The sequence below is a fragment of the Rhizobium sp. CF122 genome, from assembly GCF_000282035.1.
Lineage (GTDB): Bacteria > Pseudomonadota > Alphaproteobacteria > Rhizobiales > Rhizobiaceae > Rhizobium.
Genome location: NZ_AKKA01000111.1, coordinates 1 through 20,519, shown reverse-complemented (window position 1 = coordinate 20,519; position 20,519 = coordinate 1). Strand labels below are relative to the sequence as shown.

Sequence of the window (20,519 nt, the reverse complement as noted above, 5' to 3'; positions counted from 1 at the left end):
AAGGGCAACTACAACTTGACCGACAGCGACTTCAACGGCGTCTCCTAGAGGGGACGAGCGCGCCTCCCCGACCGGGTCATCCCGGTCGGGATCAAAGCTAGCGGCTTAGGCTGGCGCCCTGAGCCCGGCCCGAACCCCTGACAGTCATCCTCGCCGATTGCGATCCATAGCACGATATACTCGACGGTAGACACCAAGCCGCTCATTTGCCCCGGCTTGCGGCTACAACCGCATGAGGCATCAGGAATGCGGCGATATCCGTGATGACATCCATCAAATCGCCTGGATTGTGGGCAACGTCTTCCACAAACGCTCGCCATTGCCGTTGCTTTTGCTGATCCTTGGAGAAGGCTTCCGCTAAAGCATCCGGTAGTGCCGTTGGGATCGGCGTCTCACGCCGTTTGAAAGTGGCGGCAGTTGCCCGCGCCAATCTGCCATTGCTGAACTCGAACGACCTGCTGAGAATCCAGATGTCGTGGAAGACGCGCGATGCCACGCGCCCTCAGTAGGGCGTGGGCAATTTGGCGCTGAGAGATAGATTCGGACATTGCTACGATAACTCGGAATTAAGGAGGTACTATCCGAGGATTCGGATCAAGTTTCGACGATCAAGGGAAGCTCAAGCAAGCGGCAACTTTTCATCGAACGCACCTACCACGCATCTAACGGCATCGATGCCGACCTGTGCCACCCAGCCGGCTGGCAGGAGCTCAGTGCTCGATAGAGAGGATCCTTTTGCCCTCAGACGACCCGGCGAGTAAGGCCGGGGCGACAAGATAGAGGATCGCGGCCATCGTCACGACGCCAGTGAACCCGACATGCATTGCAAGCAGTGCGGCGAGGATCGCGCTCAGCACCGACGCACAGCCATTGATCCCCCACGCCCAGGGAAGAAATTCCTGCGAGCGTGCGCCGACGTGGCCGAGGCCGAGGGGGAACGGCATGCCCATGAAGACTGCGAGCGGCGCTATGAGGAGGAGTGCGATTGCGATCTTCGCGGCATCCGGGAGTCCCAGCAGCCGTTCGAATACGAAGGACAGCGCGAGCAGGTAGGTGCCAGCCAGGAATGCGATCACCACGACAGCGAGGGTGATGCCGCGCACCGCCGATCCGCATCCGACCGCCGCCACCCAGCGTGCAGCCAGAGCGCTACCGAGACCTGCGAAGGCAAGGAAACCCGCAAGCACGACAGCGACGGCGTAGAGCGGATGGCCGAGGAACAGCACGAAGCGCTGGATGAAGGCGATCTCGATGAAGAGGAAGGCCAGGCCCAAGGCAAGGAAATAGAGCCCGAAGCGCAGCCGGGGTACGGCGCTCCCTGGCCCGCGCCGGCGAAGCCAGAGCGGCAGCAGGATCAGGACGGCGCTCAGGATCGCGGCCTGGACGAGCGTCGCCGCCAGAATCAGGTAGCCCCAGTCGAGCATCCCTGCCCCACCTTGGGTGCGCAGCGTCAGGAGTTCCGGCAAGGCGCGCCAACGGAAAAAGTCGAAGAAATAGGGCCGATTGTCAGTGGCCGGCGCAATATCGAACTTGTAGCGCTCGATGAAGTCGGCTCGTTCAGGGCCGAGGAGAGCCAGGGCTCCCTCGTAGAGATATTCCCGCTCGAGTTGATTGTAGCGGTTGACGTCGCTTGCGGAGATGCCTGGCACCCAGGAGATGTCAAAGAAATTCTCCGCCGCGAAGCCGCGGATGGCTGCGACGTCCTCACCAGTGAACGGCGACCTGGCGACGAGCAGGGTTACGGTATTCCAGCTCCGGATCAGCGCCAGGTGCCAGGCGGGCCGGGATACGCCATCCGCTTCAAGCGCGGCGGTAGCTGTGGCGAACAGCTTGAGGATGTCGCGCGGCGGCACGCGCAGCCATCGCGTGATCGCGACGACGCCATCTGGTTTCAGTACCGCCAGGTAATCCCGCAGTGCCTCCACGGTGTAGGTGTAGTTCTCATGTATACTTTGGACCCCGGCCGCGGCCGTGCTGAAGGTCTCAAGGAGCGGCATCTGGATTAGGTCGTAACGCTCCCCGGCGGTCGCAGCGAAGGCGCGCGCCTCGGCTAGATGCAGATGCACGTTCGGTCGGCTGAAGATGCCGCCGACGACGTTCGCGAAACGATTGCGAGCCAGGTCGATCATCTGCGGGTTGACCTCTACAGCGTCCACGATATCGGCTCCGGCGCGCAGCGCCAGCAGCACCTGCTCGCCGCCACCAGCACCGAGGACCAGCACTCGCGGCCGCGCAAGCATGCGGTACGGGAGGGCCGCCGTTGTCCGGTCGAGATAAGCGACCGTCGCCGGATCGCCGCTATAGGCGGTGATCGCAGTCATACTATCGCCATCGTTGAAGACGGCGAGTTGCGCGGGCGGCTCTTGGGTATTGGCGAGGCTGAGGCCCGGCGCGTGCCGGAAAGGGACGCTCGGGCTCTCCACGACCGTCAGCAGTCCGAGCGGGCTTGATCGCTCCTCGACCACTCGGGCGTTCGGGACGTTGAGAGCCATGCTTAGGCCCTTGTACTGCGACATGTGCGGGCCGGTGGCCGTAAAGGACGGTGGCAGCCACACCGCGATGACCGCGGCTGCAAGCCCGAGGCTGGCCGCGGCGAGCCGCCGATGACGAGCCATGCCCGTCGCGGCGAGGGCAGCTGCCGCAAATCCCAACGCCGCGACGAAGCGCAGTGCCGCAGAGGGAAAGACCAGGAACAAGAGTCCGACGATGCCCAGAGCACCGACCCCAGCGCCGACCAGGTCGAAGGCATAGACGCGTCCGATCTGGCCAGGATGACGGCTGAAGGCAAGGCCGATACAGGTTGCACCAAAAAAGAACGGCAGGACCAGGAGAGCATAGCTGGCCGCGAGCCAACCGAGCTGGCCCGGATTCCAGACGACCTCGAGCGCGTTGAACGGCAGGCGTTCGGCGCCCGCGAAGCTGGCAACCGCAGTGATGCCGAACAGCGCTGCCGACGCTGCGAAGGCGGCCGGGTACCGCTTCACCAGAGTGCGGTGGGCCAAGGCAACGAACGTACCGCTCGCGCCGAAGCCCAGGAGTGCGATGCTTATGATCATATAGGCGAATTGATGCCACTGGATGATCGAAAAGAGCCGCATCAGCAGCACTTCGTGGGCAAGGGTTGCCGCCGAAATGAGACCAACCGGCAGCAGGCGCCCCGCTTTCATCGGGCCCGACCTCCCCTCAGCGGCACAAAGGCCACCGGCAGCAACTGCCGAGTCGTGATGCTTCCATCCCGTCGCTTCTCGACCAGCATGAGAAACTGGGTCACGAAGGGACCGCCCACGGGGACGACCATCCGGCCCCCCTTGGCGAGCTGCTCGACCAGCGGCGGCGGGATGTGACTTGCAGCGGCAGTCACCACGATACCGTCGAAAGGCGCGTGCGCAGGCCAACCATAGTAACCGTCTCCCACCTTCACCTCGACATTGTCGAAGTGGAGCTCCGCCAATCGGGCGGCGGCCCTTTCGCCGAGCTCCGGTATGATCTCAATCGAGTAGACCTTCGCTGCGAGCGGCGACAAGACGGCTGCCTGATAACCCGAGCCAGTGCCGATCTCGAGGACAGCGTCGCCAGGCCCAACGTTGATCAGGTCGGTCATCAGCGCGACGATGAAGGGTTGCGAGATGGTCTGGCCGTATCCGATCGGCAGTGGCCGATCTCGATAGGCCGCGCCGCGCTGCTCCTCGGGCACAAAAAGGTGGCGCGGCACCTTTCCCATCGTCTCCAGCACAGCCGGATCGATGCCCTGGCCCCCCTCGATCGCTGACGGCGCCGAGCCGGCGTGCAATTTGATCGTCCCGATCATCGCTGCACGCTCGCCGAGGCGATCCTGAGCAGGCGCGGATGTCGAAGCCACGGCGGCTGCGCTTGCGAGAACCGCCGCCATTAACGCTTGGCACTGGGCTAGAGGGCGCATGAGCTCTCTCCCGATTGTAACGCCAGAGTATAGTGGCGGCTGCGGCAATTTTGAACAAAGCTCGCCCGGCACTCTGCGCAAGGCTGCGATGTTGCCTATCCACCGACTACTCCAGACCATCCTTTTCGTACGCTATGGTATCCCAAACACCGCACGGGCGCCGCGGCGTCTTTCTTTCGATGACGGACGGTTCTTCGATGGCCCCTGCCCCTTTTGGGCAAGGGAACTTTGGAGACGATGGCGCTCAAACGCGACAGGATCAACATCGGGGTCTTCGGACCTTCAGCCGCATCGGAAACGACGCGCAATGGTGCTGGCCGCGCCGATGAAGCTGCGGCGTCATCCCACTGGGGCTGTTCGCAAAGGTCAGAGCCAGCTTCCTCGCAGTGGCGAAAGCGAAGAAGAGCGATACCATGCGCCGCTGACCATGGAGTTGCGAAAGGACCGACCGATGACCCGGATTGCCCTTTATGCCCGCTGTTCGTCCGACAAGCAGCGCGAGGCGTCGATCGACGACCAGTTCCGCATCTGCCGCCAAGCGCGAGAATTGGAAGGTGGTCGGACCTACAAGCGTGCGGGTATCTCCGGCGCGAGCATGATCCTGCCCGGCATTCAGGCGCTGTTGCAGGATGCGCAGGCTGGCCAGTTCGACATCGTGCTGGCGGAGGGCCTGGATCGCATTCCGCGAGATCAAGCCGACGAGGCGAGCTTCTAAATTATGATAATTGGGAGTCAACATAATGACAGTTGGGATTATATAGGCAGAAATTTGGGAGTCAGGACTCGCTTCGCAGCTTCGCAAGCGCGGATTTAACGCATATGGAAGACATGCATCTTGGAGCACACAACTCGCCTTGCTCCAGCAACTGCGTATCGTAGCGTTATATCACGCCACATCGTAGTTTCAGCAATTCTGGGATGTTGTGTCGTGCTGTAGCGTGGTTGCGGGAGGGGCGCAGCGATCAGAACTTGCGGGTGCAAAAAAGCCACCCTATTGGGGCGGCTGATTTGAGCGAATGGCATCGCAAGTAGAGATGGTTGCGGAGGCCTGAAACCGCGGAGACTTCTAATTTGGCTTTGGCCTGGTGGCATCTTCGGCATCCGTAACGTCATGGCACACCTTCCGTATCCGCTGCTGCACCTCGATCGCCTTGCTTCGGAGCGGCTTGCCTACCCGGCTATGCTTTCGGATTTGCGATAGAGCGTTGGATCGGGGATTGGCACCGCCTTCATCAGCGCCCTGGTATAGTCGTCGCCCGGGTTTTCGAAGATCTGGCGGCGCGTGCCCGCCTCGACGATCTGTCCGCCGCGCATGACGGCGACCTTGTGCGACATGCGCTCGACGACGGCCATATCGTGGGAGATGAAGAGATAGGCGAGGCCCATAGTCTCCTGCAACTCCAGCATCAGATCGAGCACCTGCGCCCGCACCGAGACGTCGAGCGCTGCCACGCTCTCGTCGGCGACGATCAGCTTCGGTTCGAGCGCGAGCGCGCGGGCGATGCAGACGCGCTGGCGTTGTCCGCCGGAAAACTCGTGCGGATAGCGCGTCGCCGCGTCCGGCGTTAGCCCGACGCGCCGCAACAGTTCGGCCACCCGTTCGCGTCGCTCGGCAGGCGTGCCGATGCCGTGAATGGCCATGGGTTCGGCAATCGCCTTGCCGACCGACATGCGCGGATCGAGCGAGGCATAGGGATCCTGGAAGATCATCTGTGCCGAGCGGCGCACACTGCGCATCTCGTGCTGCGACAGGCGGGAGATGTCGTAGCCGTCTAGTTGCACCGACCCGGAGAAGGGAATGAGGCCTAGAACCGCCTTGCCGGTCGTCGATTTACCGGAGCCGCTTTCACCGACGAGGCCCATGGTCTCTCCCGGCATGATCTCGAACGAGACGTTGCGGACGGTTGCGGACGGTGCCCGCCGGAACAGCATGCCGGAGCCTCGACCATAGCTGACGCAGAGATCGCGGACATTGAGGACCAGCGCCGATGCACTCGCCCTCGGCTGCGGCTCGCCTTTCGAAACGCGCGGCGGACCGTCGGTGCCAGCAAAGGCGCCGAGCCGTGGGACGGCCGCCAGCAGCCGGCGGGTGTAAAGCTCGGATGGGCTCTTGAATATGTCGAGCGAACTGCCCTGCTCCACAATGCGGCCATGCTGCATGATCGCCACCCGATCCGCCATCTCGGCGACGACGCCCATGTCGTGCGTGATCATGACGATAGAGGTGCCGAACCCGGTCTTGAGCTCTCGCATCAGCTTGAGGATCTGCGCCTGCACCGTCACGTCTAGCGCCGTGGTCGGCTCGTCGGCGATCAACACCTTTGGCCGGCAGGACAGTGCCATTGCGATCATAACGCGCTGGCGCATGCCGCCTGAGAGTTCGTGCGGATACTGCTGCAGTCGCCGCGCCGGATCGGCGATGTGCACCGCCTCCAGCATCTGCCGGGCGATCGCCTCGGCATTTCCCGCCTGCTGATGTTCGCGGATCGCTTCTGTCAACTGAGCACCGATGCTCATGACAGGGTTGAGCGATGTCATCGGCTCCTGGAAGATCATGGCGATCTCACCGCCCCTGACATGCCGCATCTGGCTGTTGGACAGACGTGTGAGCTTCCTGTCGCCTAGGCTGATATTGCCGGATGCGATGCGTAGCGAGGCCTTCGGAAGCAGCCCCATGACGGACAGCGAGGTCACCGACTTTCCGGACCCGCTTTCGCCGGCAAGGCAGAGTGTCTCGCCGGACTTGAGGTCGAAGCTAATATCGTTGAGGACCCGCTTCAGCCCCTCCGGTGTACGGGCATCGACACAGAGGTTTTCGACGCGCAGCACCGGCCTTGCAATGGTATCCGTTTCGGTCACGAAAGGACGATCCTGGGGAAATAGAAGGAGACAACCCAGTTGGGCATGTCGACGATTTCGCTGATGCGCAAATCGCCGCAGACCGAGCAAAGCATATAGGCATCGACGGCGCTGTAGCCGTGTTCGGCAGTCAGCAGGTCGATCATGCGCATTAAAGCATCGCGGGCGCCAGTCATCAGATCCGGACCGATGCCCGTCGTCACTTCATAGCCCATGCCGTCGAGATGACGCGTCACTGGCTCGGTCACCGTGAAGCGTGGCGTCTTCAGATTGGCTCCCTTGACGAGATCCAGCGTCAACTCGACGTTCATCTGGCTTTCGATCGCCGTGCCGCAGACTTCGCCGTCGCCCTGGGCGGCATGCGTGTCGCCGACGGAAAACAGTGCGCCTTCGACCTCGATCGGCAGGTAGAGCGTCACGCCGGCGGTGAGATCGCGGATGTCCATGTTGCCGCCGACCTGGCGGGGCGGCACGACGGAATGCAGGCCGGGCTCGGCCGGGGCGACGCCGATCGTGCCGGTAAACGGCTTCAATGGCACCTTGCCCCCCGCCCCGAAGGCGGACGGCGCCATGGATACCGTGTCGTAGCTCCACACATGCAGGGCCGGATCCTTGAACTGATCGGCAAGCAGGCCGAAACCCGGGATGTTCGCCGTCCAGCCCACTCCCGACGGATGAAACTTGCGGATCGTCACCTTGAGCGCATCGCCCGGCGTTGCTCCCTCGACATAGACCGGACCGGAAACTGGGTTGATCTTGCCGAAGTCTAGATTGGCAAGCGTGGCGAGCGTGGCGTCGGCGCCGATCTGGCCGCCGGACGAATCCATGCATTCGAACAGGATGGTTTCACCCGGCTTTGCCGCAAGCGCCGGCGCGAAGTCGCGGTTCCAGCCAAAGTTATGCTGGGCGCGGTGAATGGTGTGGCTGCAGATGCTGCACATGGCACGTCTCCGGAAAATATGGCTTCCCGGCTCATTGCCGGGAAGGCGGGGACCCTTGACGTTACTTCACGAAGATCGCGTCGTAATTGATAACGCGGGTCGGATCGATGTAGATGTTGTTTTCGCCGCCCATGCGCAGCGACTTGGCAACGACACGGCGTTCGTTGGTGACGGGGATCCACGGCGCATCGTTCATAGCGTCGGTGAAGATCTTCTTCCAGGCTCCCACGCGGTCCCCGGACTTCGCCGGATCCGACATGGAGTCTGCCGCCGTCGCGCGCTTGTCGAGCTCGGCATTGCAGTACCACGACCAGTTCCAGCCGCCCTGCACGGCGCCAGCGCAACCAAGGATCGGGCCGTAAAAGTTGGAGGGATCGGGGAAGTCTGCGATCCAGGCCATGCCACCCGACCAGATCATCGGCGCCTCGCCTTCGGTGCCGCCTGCGGCGATCACGTTGCCCTGTGCCAGCGCGCGGATTTCGGCCTTGACGCCGACCGCCGCAAGATCCTGCTGGATCGCTTGCGCGATGCGCGGTTGCGGATCGGTGTTGGTCGCGTAAAGCACGGTCTGGAAGCCATCGGCAAGACCGGCCTCGGCCAGCAGCGACTTCGCCTTGGCGACGTCATAGGCAAAGCCCGAATAATCGCTGTCGTAACCAGGCATCAATGGCGGCAACACTTCCTTGGCGGGCGTCGCGCGGCCATTCAGGATGCGAACGATGCGGTCCTTGTTGATCGCATGGTTCACTGCCTGACGGACCTTCAGGTCGTCGAAAGGCTTCACCTTCGTGTTCAGCGTCACATAACCGGTGTGGAGCTGTTCACCATCGACGATCATCTGCGCGCCGTCTGGCGAATTCTTGATTTCCAGGAATTTGGCCGGTGGAATGCCGTCGCCGGCGATATCGACCTCGCCCTTTTGCAGGCGCAGCAGCGCGACGAGCGGCTCCTGGCCGACCTCGACCGTGAAGCCATCGATCTTCGGCGTATCTTTGATGTAATAGCCCGGGTTCTTTTCGAAGACGAGCTTCTGGCCGATCACCCAGTCCTTGAGGACGAAGGTGCCGGAACCGACGGGCTTCTTGCCGAAATCGCCGCCGGCGGCCTCGACGGCCTCCTTCGGCACGACCGAGGCGAAATTGATCGCCAGCACATGCAGGAAGGTCGCGTCCGGCCTGGAGAGCTTGAAGACGACGGTGCCGTCGTCGGGGGTCTCGATACCCGCAAGCCCGGTCGCCTTGCCGCCGGTCAGATCTTCAAAACCGTTGATCGCGCCGAAGAAGCCGGCGCCGGGGCCTTGGGTCTTCGGATCGACGGCGCGCTCGATTGAATATTTGACGTCGGAGGCGACCACGTCGCGGCCGCTCGAGAACTTTACGCCCTTGCGAAGCTTGAAGGTGTAGGTGAGCCCGTCGGGCGCGACCTCGAAGCTTTCGGCAAGCGAAGGAACGAGGGTGGCCGTGCCGGGCTCGTAGTCCATCAGGCGCGAATAGAGGCTCTTGATCATCGACCAGTTGACCCAATCGTAGCCGATCGCCGGGTCGAGCGTGACGATGTCGTCCTTGTAGGTAACAACGATGTCCTTGCCCTCGGCCATGACGGCCAGAGGTGCGAGCATGATCGCCGCGGCGGTGGTCGTTCCGAGTAACCAGCGTCTGAGCATTGTGAGTTCCCCTTTTTTGCTCTGGTCAGGATGTTCTGATACGTGGGTCGATGAAGGGCGCAATGAGGTCGGCAAGAAGATTGCCGGTCACGATGGCGAGTGCCGATGTCAGCGTCACGCCCATGATGATTGGGATGTCGACCTGCTGGATCGCCTGCCAGGCCAGTTGGCCGATGCCGGGCCAGCCATAGACTGCCTCGACCACCACGACGCCACCCATGAACTGGCCGATATCGATGCCGATCATCGCCACGATCGGTAGGATGGCGTTAGGCAGGGCATGGCGGAAGATGATGCGGCTCGACGACAAGCCCTTGGCGCGGGCCGTGCGCACATAGTCCTGGTTCAGCACGTCGATCATCGCCGAACGCACCATGCGCGCGTACCAGCCGGCGCCGAGCACGCCAAGCGTCGTTGCCGGCAGCACGACATGCGCGAAGCTGCCGTATCCGCTCATCGGAAACCAGCCGAGCGTAACGGCGAAGACATAAAGAAGCAGCAGTGCCACGACAAATTGCGGCGCCGATACGCCGACGAAGGAGGCCATCATCACAAGGCGGTCGACAGTACCGCCGCGCTTCACCGCCGCGACGGTGCCGAAGGTGACGCCAAGAACGACCTCGACGGTGATGCCGGCGGCCATCAGGATCAGCGTTGCCGGCAGACGCGCGACAATGAGTGTCCAGACTTCCGTCTTCTGTGCATACGAGCGACCGAGATCTCCGTATAGGAGCCCGGAAAGATAGGTCCAGAACTGAATGATCAGCGGCTGGTCGAGGCCGAGTTCGTGGCGGATGGAAGCGACGGTCTGCGCGGTGGCGCTGCGGCCTGCGATCATCCGCGCCGGATCGGCCGGCAGCGCATAAAGCAGCACGAAGGTGATGGCGGCGACGCCGAGGAGAATAAGAAGCGCCTGCCCGAGGCGGCGAAGAAGGACGAAGGCCATCAGCCCCTGCCCCTCTGCGTCGGATCGAGAATGTCGCGCAGGGCATCGCCGACGAGATTAAAGGCAAGCGCCGTCAGGAGGATGACCATACCGGGGAAGAAGACCAACCACGGAGCCGCCTGAAAGTAGCTCTGACTTTCGAAGATGATATTCCCCCAGGAGGGTTGGGGTGGCTGGACCCCGATGCCGAGAAAGGACAGCGTGGCTTCGAGCAGCACCGTCGTCGCGATACCGAGCGTACCCCAGACAATCGCTGTCGGCACCAGATGTGGAAGGATATGCAAAAGCAGGATACGGCCGTGACCGGCGCCGAGCGAACGTTCAGCCATGATGAAATCACGCTCGACGAGGCCGCGCGTCTCGGTATAGACGATGCGCGCCACCTGCACCCAGTTGACCAGCGCGATCACCATGGCGACGATCCACAGACTGGGCTTCAAGAGCGCCGCCAATACGATAGCGAGCAGCAGCGCCGGAAAGGCCATCATCAGATCCGTGAAGCGCATCAGGATGCTGCTCGGCAGGCCGCGCAGATACCCCGCGACGATGCCGACGAACAGGCCGATGGACACGGCGATGCCGTTGGCGACGATGCCGATGATCAGCGACGTGCGCGCGCCGAACAGCATGCGCGAGAAGAGATCGCGGCCGAGCGTATCCGTGCCGAGCAAAAATTGCCCGCCCGGCGGCATGGGCGCGCCTTCAAGCGTCAGGCCGTCGAACATCTGGTCGTCGGGACTGAAAGGCGCGATCAGCGGTGCGGCCAGCGCCAGCACCACGACCGCAACGACAATCACCAACCCGAACAGCGCGGCCGGCTGCCGCGATAGCGAGCGAAGTATGCCCATCAACCGACCTCCGGCAGGGGTTCGGCCCCGCCGAGGACGATTGCGGCGAGTTGCTCCATCGTCAGGCGACGCTGCATGGCGTAGTCGCGGAGCATGCCGTATGCCCTCTCTTCATCGAGGCCACGCACGGCACGCAGCTTCTCGACCGCCGCATGCACCAGAGGCCGCATGCGGACGCGCTGTTCGAGATAGCGCAGCTTGTCGGCAACGATGCGGCGTTCCTGATGGATCGACACTGCCATCACCAGAGCCGGAAAGATGGCGGACGCGGCAACCGGCTTCGGAATGATCGCGCTTGCACCCTTTTCCATGGCCCAGGCAATACGGCCCGGCGCCTCGGAACCGAGCAAGGCCACCAGCGGCTTGCCTGATGCGCCTTCGGTCGGCGGCAACAGATCATCCCAACCCTGATCGGCGTCGACCAGAACGAGATCGGCCTCGGCCCATGTCGAGAGCGGCTCCCAGCGGCGCGTGGCTCGGATGCCAAGGAGGCCGAATTGACGCTCCAACCTGTCGGTGTTGCTGTCTTCGCGATGCAGGATCACGGCGAGCCAACCTGTGAAATTCGGCGTCCTGCTCATGACACGACCCTCAGCTTGGCAGGCATGGAGGTGCCGCGCGTGGTGAGATAGGGGTCGGCGGCAAGCGCCGGGCGGGAAGCGATGATATCGAAGCCGTTGTCGTCGCTGATGCGGCCGAGATGAAACGGCAGCGCTGCGTGATTGGTTCGTCGGTCGATTTGCAGCGGCCCCAGCAGAGAGTCCCATGTTCGGCCGTAAACGGCACGGCGCACCGCAGCGGGCTCGTCACTGCCCGCAGACAGGATCGCGGCAATGCAGAGATCGACGGCTGCATAGGCGCTGGCGAAAACGCTGGAGATGCGCCGGTCCCGTCCATAACGCAGCGCGGCGCGGGTCTTGAACTCGCGGTTCTCGTGCGTGTCGAGCGTGTCGAAGTAGGATGCCGCACAGAGCTGGCCGGTAGCAGATCCCTTTTCGATCAACTCGAGTTCGCATTCCATCAGATCGCAGCTGACCACGGGGCAGTTCTGCGGACGGAAGGCGGGATCGTTATCACCGAGCTGTTTCATTGCCTCCAGAAAGGCGTAGCTCGACGGTCCGATGAGATTGTTGAGCACGAAGCTCGGGCGACGTTCGGCGATTTCAGCGATGATTCGATCCACCGCCGTTTCCTCCAGCGGCAGGTAGCGCTCGCCGAGAACCTCGCCGCCCGCATTGGCGATCAGTTCGCGCGCCAGTCGGTTCATCTCCCAGCCCCAGACATAGTTGGCACCGACAAGATAGGGTCGCGCGCCGTAGCGGGGAATGAGGTATTCGAAGGCGGGGATCAGATGCTGGTTCGGGCAGCCGCCGAGATAGATGACGCTCTCGTTCGCCTCGAAGCCTTCGTAGGGGCACATGTACCACAGCAGGCCGTCATGCTTCTCGACCAGTGGAATGACTTCCTTGCGTGCCGCAGATGTGATCGTGCCGACGATATGGCGGCAATCGGAGCGCAACATCTGCTGCGCGCCGTCGAGATAGGCTTGCAGGCTGGCGTGCGGATCATAAAACACCGGTTCGATGACGCGACCCGTTCGCTTGACGCCGTCCTCGACGGCAAGCATCGCGCCGTCACGGGCATCCACGCCCATCGCCCCATAGGGGCCGGTGGCGGAGTAGAGAATACCGATCTTCAGCGCGTCGTCCATCATAGCCCAAAATACGAAAACCCCATGACGCTCATCCCGCTCATCTGCGGGGCGTCATGGGGCGAAACTGCCCAGCGACATCGAAGTCATGTGAAACGCGGATCCAAACCTGCCTAATCCGCAGGCTTGATTAAAATACAGACATTAGCAGCAAGTCAAGCGGGAAAAAACCGCCGGCTTTCACCGACGTGACACTCGATATCACCTGCTTGGTTCAACGCGCGGGACCATGGAAGCTGACAACATCTGCCTGCCCTCGCTGTCATGGCCCAGCCAGACGCCGAGGCGGCTGGCTGCTGCTTCATCAGTTTTTCACGGTGTCTTCGAGGAAGAAACGGCCGAGGGGATTCTGGTAGAAGTTCTCGATGTTCTTGCGCGAGACGTTGATGTAGGGGCTGTAATAGAGGTCGATCCAGTGGACGTCGTCCTTGGCCGTCTTCTGGATTTCGACATACATGGCCTCGCGCTTCTTCGGATCGAGTTCCAGGCGGGCTGCGGCCACCAGATCCTTCACCTTGTCGCTCTTGTAGCGGGTCATGTAGTTCATGTTGGTGTCGTGACCGAGCACGAAGGTCGTCTTCTGGTCCGGGTCGAGAATGTCGTTCGTCCAGTACATGACCGAAATGTCGTAGTCGCCGGCAACCAGCATGTCCCAGCTCTGGCTCGGGTCTACCTTCTGCAGGTTGACGGTGACACCGGCCTTGGAAAGCTGCTCCTGCAGAAGAACGGCGATCTGCTCGTCGACTTCGTTGCCGGCATTCACCACATAGTTCAACGCCAGGTCGGACGCGCCGGCCTTGGCCAGCATCGCTTTGGCCTTTTCCGGATCGTAGGGATACTGATAGTTGTCGTCGTAGTGATAAAGCGACCCCTTCGGGATATAGGAGTTGGCCACGGTTCCGATGCCGAAGGTGACGGTATCGACGACCGCCTTCTTGTCGATCGCCATGTCCAGTGCCTGACGCACCTCCTTCTTGGCGAGCGCGCCGTGCTCGTGGTTGATCAGCAGATGGTCCTCACGTGTCGAGGTGTCGATCAGTACGTTGAGATTGGCATCCTTCTTCAGTTCCTCGACCCGCGAGAAGGGCACGAAAATCGCCGTGTCGAGCTGCCCGGCCTGCACGTTCAGCATACGGGTATTGTCGTCAGGCACCGAGATCCACTCGACACCGTCGAGCTTTACGCGGTCCGCCTGCCAAAAGTTCGGGTTCTTTTCGAGAATGACGCGGTCGCCGCGCCGCCATTCCTTGACGGTGAATGCGCCCGACGACGCGGTCGGCAATTCGGCAAAGGCGTCCTCACCAGCCTCGACGGCCTTCTTCGACAGTACCGAAACGTTTGGCAGCGCCAGCGTCGACAGGAAAGGCGCGGACGGCGTCTTCAGCTTGACAGTGAGCGTCTTCGGATCGGTCGCCTCTGCGGTCTCGACGATCTTGTAGCTGTCGCTCCAAAGCGAAGCCTTGTTGTCGCGGATACGCAGAAGGCTGAAGGCAGCATCCTCGGCCGTGATCGGCGAACCGTCGGAGAATTTCGCGTCGCGGATCTTGAATGTGTAGGTCAGTCCGTCGCCGGAGACGGACCAGCTCTCGGCCAGACCCGGCTCCAGCTTGGTGCCGGTCTTGTCGACGCGGATGAGCACGTCGAAGACGTTGGAGAAGACCCAGTTGTCGACGTTCTGGGCTGACTTGATCGGGTCGAACGTGGTTGAGTCCTCGCGACGGCCGATGCTCAACACGCCGGCAGCTTCGGCGAAGCTGGCGCTGAGACTGAGGGCAGCGGCAAAGGCGGTAAGCCCGATGGATTTCCACTTCCTGTTCATGATGTCGTTCCCTTCGTTATTGTGGAATGCGCTTGATGGATAGGATGTTGGCAGGAGCAGTTCGGATATCGCCAAGCAGCGGCCTGTCCGGGTTGATGTCCGGGATCGCTGCCACCAGTCGAGCGGTGTAAGGGTGTTTCGGACGCGCGAAGATCTCTTCCGACGGACCGTCCTCGACCACCTCGCCGCGATACATGACGATCGTGCGCGCACAGAGATTGCGGACGATGGCCAAGTCATGCGCGATGAACAGCAGCGTCAGGTTCATGCTTGCTGCCAGCTCGCGGAACAGGTCGATAATCTGCGCCTGAATCGTGACGTCGAGCGCGGCCACGCATTCGTCGGCGATGATCAGCTTCGGATTGACGGCAAGTGCGCGGGCGATCCCGGCGCGCTGGCACTGGCCGCCGCTCATCGAGCGTGGCTTGCGTTTGGCGAACTCGCGCTCGAGCCCGACGAGATCCAGCAATTCTCCGATCTGCGCGGGGATGTCCGCCTTCGGGACCTCGCCACGCACCGCCAGCACCTCGCCGATGGTCTGGCCGATGGTCATCCGTGGGTTCAAGGCGTTGAACGGATCCTGGAAGACCATGGCGGCCTCGCGCCTGAGCTTTGCCAAGCTCGCGCTTTTCTGCAGGGCAAGATCGGCACCGTCGAAACTGATGTGCCCGCAGGAGATCGGCGTCAGACCCAGTATCGCGCGTGAGAGCGTACTCTTGCCGCTGCCCGATTCCCCGACAATACCGACCGTCTCGCCCGGCATGATCCGCAGGCTGATACCGGAGACGGCACTGACGGTCTTTGCCGCACTTCCCTTGAAAAGGCTGCCGCCGACCGGAAAGCGCACATGCAGGTCGTCGATCTCCAGTATCGGCTTCACCGCCGCCGTCGCAGGCAGTCCGGCGCTTCTTGCTACAGCAGCGCCATCCGGCATCGACGGGTGGCTGTGAATGAGCTTGATCGTGTAGGGGTCCTGCGGGTGCGACAGGATCTGCCGCTTCGGGCCCTGCTCCAGAAGCCTGCCGTTGCGCATGACCGCGATCCGGTCGCAGGTTTGCGCTACGATGCCGAGATCGTGGGTGATGAGGATGATCGACAGGCCGCGCGTGTCGCGAAGTTCGATCAGCAACTGCAGGATCTGCGCCTGGATGGTCACGTCGAGCGCGGTCGTCGGCTCGTCGGCGATCAGGATTTTCGGATTGCACGACAGCGCCACGCCGATCATGGCGCGCTGGCGCATGCCGCCGGAGAGCTCGTGCGGATAGCTGTCATACTGACGAGGCGGGTCTGGAAAACCGACCTGCGACAAGATCTCGATCGCGGCCGCACGGGCTGCCCTCCCGTCGAGGCCCTGATGATAGCGGATGCCCTCGGCAATCTGATCGCCGATCCTCATCACCGGATCGAGATGGCTCGTCGGGTTCTGGAAGATCATGCCGATCTCGCTGCCGCGGATGTCGAGCATCTCGGCGTCGCTGACGGTAGTCAGGTCGCGCCCTTGGAGAAGGATTGAGCCGTCTTCGATCCTCAACCGCGAGGATGGAAGCAAACGGATTAGCGAGCCGCAGAACAGGCTCTTGCCGGAACCGCTTTCGCCGACCAGCCCGAGTATCTCACCCTTTGCCAGATCGAGCGATACGGCATCGAGCAGCGTGCGCGTTTCATGGTCGAGATGCGCCTTGACCGTGAGACCGCGAACCGAAAGGACGGAGGCGCTCATTCATGCACTCCGAGCAGTTCGCCGAACGCATCACCGACAATGCTGAAACCGAAGGCAAGGAAGACGATGGAAAGGCCGGGAAACAACGTGATCCACCAGGCTGTGGTGATGAAGCCCTGGCCTTCGGCGACCATGACGCCCCATTCGGCAACCGGTGGCTGGACGCCGAGCCCAAGATAGCTGACAGCGGCGCCGCTGAGCAGGACGAGCACGGCATCGGACATCGAAAACACGATCGATCCGGCAATGGCGTTCGGCAGCAGATGGCGGAACATGATCCGCATGCGGCCAAAGCCGAGGCTGACCGCTGCCACGGCGTAATCGCTGTTTTTCAGGACAAGGATCTGCGCTCGGATCAACCGTGCGTATGAGACCCAACCGACGAGAGCCATGGCGATATAGAAGCTGCCGAGGCCCGGCCCGAGGATGGTGATGATCGACAGCATGAGCACCAGAAAGGGAAAGGCCATGATGATGTCGACGATCCGCATGAAGATCGCATCGACGATGCCGCCGAAGAAGCCGGCGACCGTGCCGACGACCGTGCCGATCAGGAGCGGAAAGGCGACACCGATCACCGCGATCTGCAGGTCGATCCGTGCACCCCAGATGATGCGTGAGAGGATATCGCGACCGAAGTTGTCGGTACCGAGTGGATGCAGGAGGGACGGCAATTGCAGGCGCGCATTGCTGTCTTGAAGGATCGGATCGTACGGCGCAATCAGCGGCGCCGCAATTGCCATGAGAATGAAGAACAGCAAGATCGATGCACCCACGGTGAGCATGGTGCGCCTGCCCAGGAACGTTCGCCAGCCCGCAGCACAGGGTGAGACGGCCATCGTACTCATAGCTTCACCCGCGGATCGGCCGCGACGGTGGCAATGTCGGCGAGGAAATTGACGAGCACCGTTGCACAGGCAAAGACCATGGCGACGCCCTGCACCACCATGTAGTCGCGCGAGAAGATGGCGCGCACCAGCAACTGCCCCATGCCCGGTAGCGCAAAGACGCTCTCGATGACGACGGTTCCGCCGATCAGCCAGCCGGTGTTGACGGCGAGCAGGTTGATGGTCGGCACCAGCGAGTTCGGCACCACGTGACGCCAGAAGACGATGCGTTCAGGCATGCCGCGAGCGCGCGCTGCCGTCGCCACATCCGATTTCAGAGCCTCGATCATTGCCGTCCTGAGGCTGCGTGTCAGAACGGTCGACAGCGACAGCGCGATGGTGAGGCTCGGAAGAATGAGATGAGAGAGCTTGTCGGCGATCGTCGATCCGTAACCGGACACCGGCAGCAGGTCGAGCTTGACGCTGAACAGGATGATCAGCATCAGGCCAAGCCAGAAGGGCGGGAATCCGATGCCGAACGTCGAAATGATGCGTACGGCATGATCCGGCGCCCGCCCCGCGTTGCGCGCCGCGATTGCCGCGAGCGGCACGGCGATCACGACGGACAGCACGACACTCGAAATGACGAGTGCGATCGTCGGCTCGATACGCGTCGCGATCAATTTGAGCACGTCGATCTTGTAGAGGATCGACCTTCCCATCTCGCCGTTGGCGAGGTTTTTCAGGAAATAGAGATACTGCAGCCAGATCGGCTCATCGAGGCCATATTGGGCGCGGATATTGGCGATCGCCGTCGGCGTGGCGCGCGTGCCGAGCAGCACGCGCGCCGGATCGCCGGGAATCAGCCTCACCAGCACGAAGGTGATGATGCTGATGCCGGCGATGACCGGCAGGAACTGGAGAGGCCTTCGGAAAACGAACCTATAGCGATGCATGGCGATGCCGGTGCCTCCGTCGTCTGATGCTGTCGTCTGCAAGCTTATGCATCAGTTCGACCTGTTGCGTGCCAGGAAATCGAGAAGTGCCGGATAGTAATCCGCCGGGTTTTCGTAGAAGGGCATGTGGCTTGCGTTGGCGAACACCTTCAGTTCGGCGTTCGGGATGGCGAGTTTCAACTTCAGCGCGCAGGCAGGCGTCAATTCGTCGTGCTCACCACAGGTGATCAATGTCGGGACCGTCATGGAGGGCAGATCCGGAACACGGTTCCAGTCCTTCAGGTTGCCGGTATAGAGGAATTCGTTCGGGCCCTGCATGGTGCCGTAGGGGCCCATGTTCCAGTCGCCGAGCGATCGGCGAACAGGTGCGGGCCATTCCGTCAGGCGGCACACGTGGCGATAATTGAGAATGGTGACGGCGGCGAGATATTCGGGGTGGTCGTACGTGCCCCGGGCTTCGTGCTTCTGCATCATCGCCACCGTTTCCGGCCCGAGCGCGGCACGCAACCGCTCTAGTTCCAGGATCAGATGCGGCATGTCCCCAGCGGTATCCTCAAGGATCAGCGTCTGCAGGTTGCCAGGATAGGTGAGTGAATAATCGATCGCCAGCCACCCACCCCAGGAGTGACCGAGCATGTGCACCTTGCCGAGCCCAAGCGCCTTGCGCACGGTCTCGGTCTCCTCGACATAGCGGCCGATCGTCCAGAGCGATGAATCGGTCGGACGGTCCGACGCGCCGGTCCCGAGTTGATCAAAGGCGACGACGCGGTAGCGTTGATCGATCAGACAGGAATGCGCCTCGCGCAGATAGTCGCAGGGCAGTCCCGGCCCGCCATTGAGGCAGAAAACCGTCTCCGCTCCATCCCCGAAACTGTAGGCCACCACCTTGTGGCCATCGACTTCGATCTCAAGTCGAGCATCGGGCTCGATCTCACGCCACATTGACCACTCCGACGAAGAAAGTGCTTGCTTAATATTTGGGCACTGCTAATTTTTACCTCAAACGATGTCGGGCGCCAGCTATAAGAAGTGATAGGATCGGCTCGAGGCCTGTGGAGCCAGCGATGATTGACGAAATCGGCACGATCAGACGACAGTTCACGGATCATCAAACGCTGGACGGCCGGATCGACCAGGTCTTCGAAGCGATGAAGGCTATCGGTTTCGAGGCGCTGATCTACGATTATACGCCGGTGCCCTACGATCTCGACGGCGAAATCATGATTCCATCGCTGCTGAAACTCCGCAACATTTCCGACGACATGCATGACTACTGGTTCAATCACGGTTATTTCCGCATCGATCCGGTCCAGCAGGTGGCGCTGCGCACGTCCACCCCCTTCTTCTGGAACTACGATGCGGAGGCAGACACGCTGATCCGCCGTTTCATGACCGAGGACACAGCTCCGGTCGCGCGTTATCTAAGCGAAAGGGACATGTCGACCGGCGTTACCGTGCCGGTCCATATGCCGCGCGGCGACTATGCAACCGTCACCGGTGTGCGCTTCGGCGGCGACCGGGAATTCGAAAGGCACGCGCTGCGCTACATCGCCGACTTTAACCTCCTCGCACACGTTTTCCATGAGGCCGCCTATTCGCTCTTCGATACGAAGACGTTCAGCACCGGCAAGGCAAGGCTGACGGAGCGCGAGCGCGAATGCCTGCGCTATTCCGCCGAGGGCCTTTCGGCCAAGGAAATCTCCCGCGTCATCGACCGCTCCGTTCCCACCGTCGTCATGCACCTCAACGCTGCGGCCAAGAAGCTCGGCGCTAAGAACCGCACCCAGGCGGTCGTGCGCGCCACTCATTACCGGCTGCTCGAGGACCGCCCATCCTATAACTTGTGATAGCTGCCGCGCCTCTTTTAGCCGCGTTATGCTTTTCCATCTATCGCCACGACATGGAGAAGCACGTGAACGCACTTGCGTCGAAGGAAGCCTTCCTGCCCTTTCGCGAATACCGAACCTGGTATCGCGTCACCGGGTCACTCGACAGCTACAAGTTGCCGCTTGTCGTCGCCCATGGCGGTCCCGGCTGCACGCACGACTACGTCGACAGCTTCAGGGGCATCACCGAGATCGACGGACGGCCGGTCATTCACTACGACCAGCTCGGCAATGGCCATTCCACCCGCCTGCCGGAAAAAGGGCCGGACTTCTGGACCCCTGGTCTTTTCCTCGAAGAATTGGACGCGCTCCTGAAGCACCTGGGCATTCAGGATCGCTACGCCTTCCTCGGCCAGTCCTGGGGCGGCATGCTCGGCGCCGAGCACGCCGTGCGACGGCCGAAGGGGCTGAAGGCGCTCGTCAT

Annotated in this window: 18 protein-coding genes; 3 read left to right on the top strand and 15 right to left on the bottom strand. The window is 62.0% G+C overall.

The window, feature by feature from the left end:
• Positions 1–202: 202 nt before the first annotated feature.
• The 3 genes from PMI09_RS26815 to PMI09_RS26805 form a co-directional block, all read right to left on the bottom strand.
• On the bottom strand, positions 203–496 hold the full coding sequence (locus tag PMI09_RS26815; RefSeq protein ID WP_037084296.1) for a nucleotidyl transferase AbiEii/AbiGii toxin family protein: 294 nt from the start codon (positions 494–496) through the stop codon (positions 203–205).
• 214 nt (positions 497–710) lie between these two features.
• On the bottom strand, positions 711–3,167 hold the full coding sequence (locus PMI09_RS26810) for a class I SAM-dependent methyltransferase (protein WP_007801748.1): 2,457 nt from the start codon (positions 3,165–3,167) through the stop codon (positions 711–713).
• Positions 3,164–3,919: a protein-L-isoaspartate(D-aspartate) O-methyltransferase gene (locus PMI09_RS26805; protein ID WP_007801747.1), complete on the bottom strand. Its 756-nt coding sequence runs from the start codon at positions 3,917–3,919 to the stop codon at positions 3,164–3,166. Before PMI09_RS26805 ends, PMI09_RS26810 begins: the two co-directional genes overlap by 4 nt.
• Positions 3,920–4,226: 307 nt before the next feature.
• On the opposite strand from PMI09_RS26805, the gene PMI09_RS32445 reads away from it, so the two are divergent.
• Positions 4,227–4,634: a recombinase family protein gene (locus PMI09_RS32445; protein ID WP_037084293.1), complete on the top strand. Its 408-nt coding sequence runs from the start codon at positions 4,227–4,229 to the stop codon at positions 4,632–4,634.
• Positions 4,635–5,089: 455 nt separating this feature from the next.
• Here the strand turns inward: PMI09_RS32445 and PMI09_RS26795 are convergent, their stop codons facing one another.
• From PMI09_RS26795 to PMI09_RS26740, 12 genes are all read right to left on the bottom strand, one after another.
• A complete protein-coding gene (locus PMI09_RS26795; protein WP_007801743.1) occupies positions 5,090–6,778 on the bottom strand; it encodes an ABC transporter ATP-binding protein in 1,689 nt (562 codons plus the stop codon).
• Positions 6,775–7,719: an acetamidase/formamidase family protein gene (locus PMI09_RS26790; protein WP_007801742.1), complete on the bottom strand. Its 945-nt coding sequence runs from the start codon at positions 7,717–7,719 to the stop codon at positions 6,775–6,777. The genes PMI09_RS26795 and PMI09_RS26790 overlap by 4 nt, the downstream gene beginning before the upstream one ends.
• 61 nt (positions 7,720–7,780) lie before the next feature.
• A complete protein-coding gene (locus PMI09_RS26785; protein ID WP_007801740.1) occupies positions 7,781–9,382 on the bottom strand; it encodes an ABC transporter substrate-binding protein in 1,602 nt (533 codons plus the stop codon).
• A 25-nt stretch (positions 9,383–9,407) separates the two neighbouring features.
• Entirely contained in the window at positions 9,408–10,328 is a 921-nt protein-coding gene (locus PMI09_RS26780) for an ABC transporter permease (protein WP_007801738.1), read from the bottom strand.
• Positions 10,328–11,176: an ABC transporter permease gene (locus PMI09_RS26775; protein ID WP_007801735.1), complete on the bottom strand. Its 849-nt coding sequence runs from the start codon at positions 11,174–11,176 to the stop codon at positions 10,328–10,330. The genes PMI09_RS26780 and PMI09_RS26775 overlap by 1 nt, the downstream gene beginning before the upstream one ends.
• Complete coding sequence (locus PMI09_RS26770; protein ID WP_007801733.1) at positions 11,176–11,757, bottom strand: ANTAR domain-containing response regulator; 582 nt, start codon at positions 11,755–11,757, stop codon at positions 11,176–11,178. The genes PMI09_RS26775 and PMI09_RS26770 overlap by 1 nt, the downstream gene beginning before the upstream one ends.
• Positions 11,754–12,887 carry a transporter substrate-binding protein gene (locus PMI09_RS26765; RefSeq protein WP_037084300.1) on the bottom strand — a complete coding sequence of 378 codons (1,134 nt, stop codon included), beginning with the start codon at positions 12,885–12,887 and terminating at the stop codon, positions 11,754–11,756. The genes PMI09_RS26770 and PMI09_RS26765 overlap by 4 nt, the downstream gene beginning before the upstream one ends.
• A gap of 304 nt (positions 12,888–13,191) precedes the next feature.
• Positions 13,192–14,706 (bottom strand): ABC transporter substrate-binding protein, encoded by a 1,515-nt coding sequence (locus tag PMI09_RS26760; RefSeq protein WP_007801729.1) that lies wholly within the window; start codon positions 14,704–14,706, stop codon positions 13,192–13,194.
• A 16-nt stretch (positions 14,707–14,722) separates the two neighbouring features.
• Positions 14,723–16,426, bottom strand: a complete 1,704-nt coding sequence (locus PMI09_RS26755; RefSeq protein WP_007801728.1) for a dipeptide ABC transporter ATP-binding protein — start codon at positions 16,424–16,426, stop codon at positions 14,723–14,725.
• Positions 16,423–17,274: an ABC transporter permease gene (locus tag PMI09_RS26750; protein ID WP_037084289.1), complete on the bottom strand. Its 852-nt coding sequence runs from the start codon at positions 17,272–17,274 to the stop codon at positions 16,423–16,425. Before PMI09_RS26750 ends, PMI09_RS26755 begins: the two co-directional genes overlap by 4 nt.
• Positions 17,271–18,209: an ABC transporter permease gene (locus PMI09_RS26745; RefSeq protein ID WP_007801724.1), complete on the bottom strand. Its 939-nt coding sequence runs from the start codon at positions 18,207–18,209 to the stop codon at positions 17,271–17,273. Before PMI09_RS26745 ends, PMI09_RS26750 begins: the two co-directional genes overlap by 4 nt.
• Positions 18,210–18,260: 51 nt before the next feature.
• A complete protein-coding gene (locus PMI09_RS26740) occupies positions 18,261–19,151 on the bottom strand; it encodes a proline iminopeptidase-family hydrolase (protein ID WP_007801722.1) in 891 nt (296 codons plus the stop codon).
• A 122-nt stretch (positions 19,152–19,273) separates the two neighbouring features.
• Here PMI09_RS26740 and PMI09_RS26735 point away from each other — a divergent pair, with 122 nt between their 5' ends.
• Positions 19,274–20,056 carry a LuxR family transcriptional regulator gene (locus PMI09_RS26735; RefSeq protein ID WP_007801721.1) on the top strand — a complete coding sequence of 261 codons (783 nt, stop codon included), beginning with the start codon at positions 19,274–19,276 and terminating at the stop codon, positions 20,054–20,056.
• A 53-nt stretch (positions 20,057–20,109) separates the two neighbouring features.
• The coding region (locus PMI09_RS26730; RefSeq protein WP_037084298.1) for an alpha/beta fold hydrolase at positions 20,110–20,519 on the top strand (410 nt) is incomplete at its 3' end.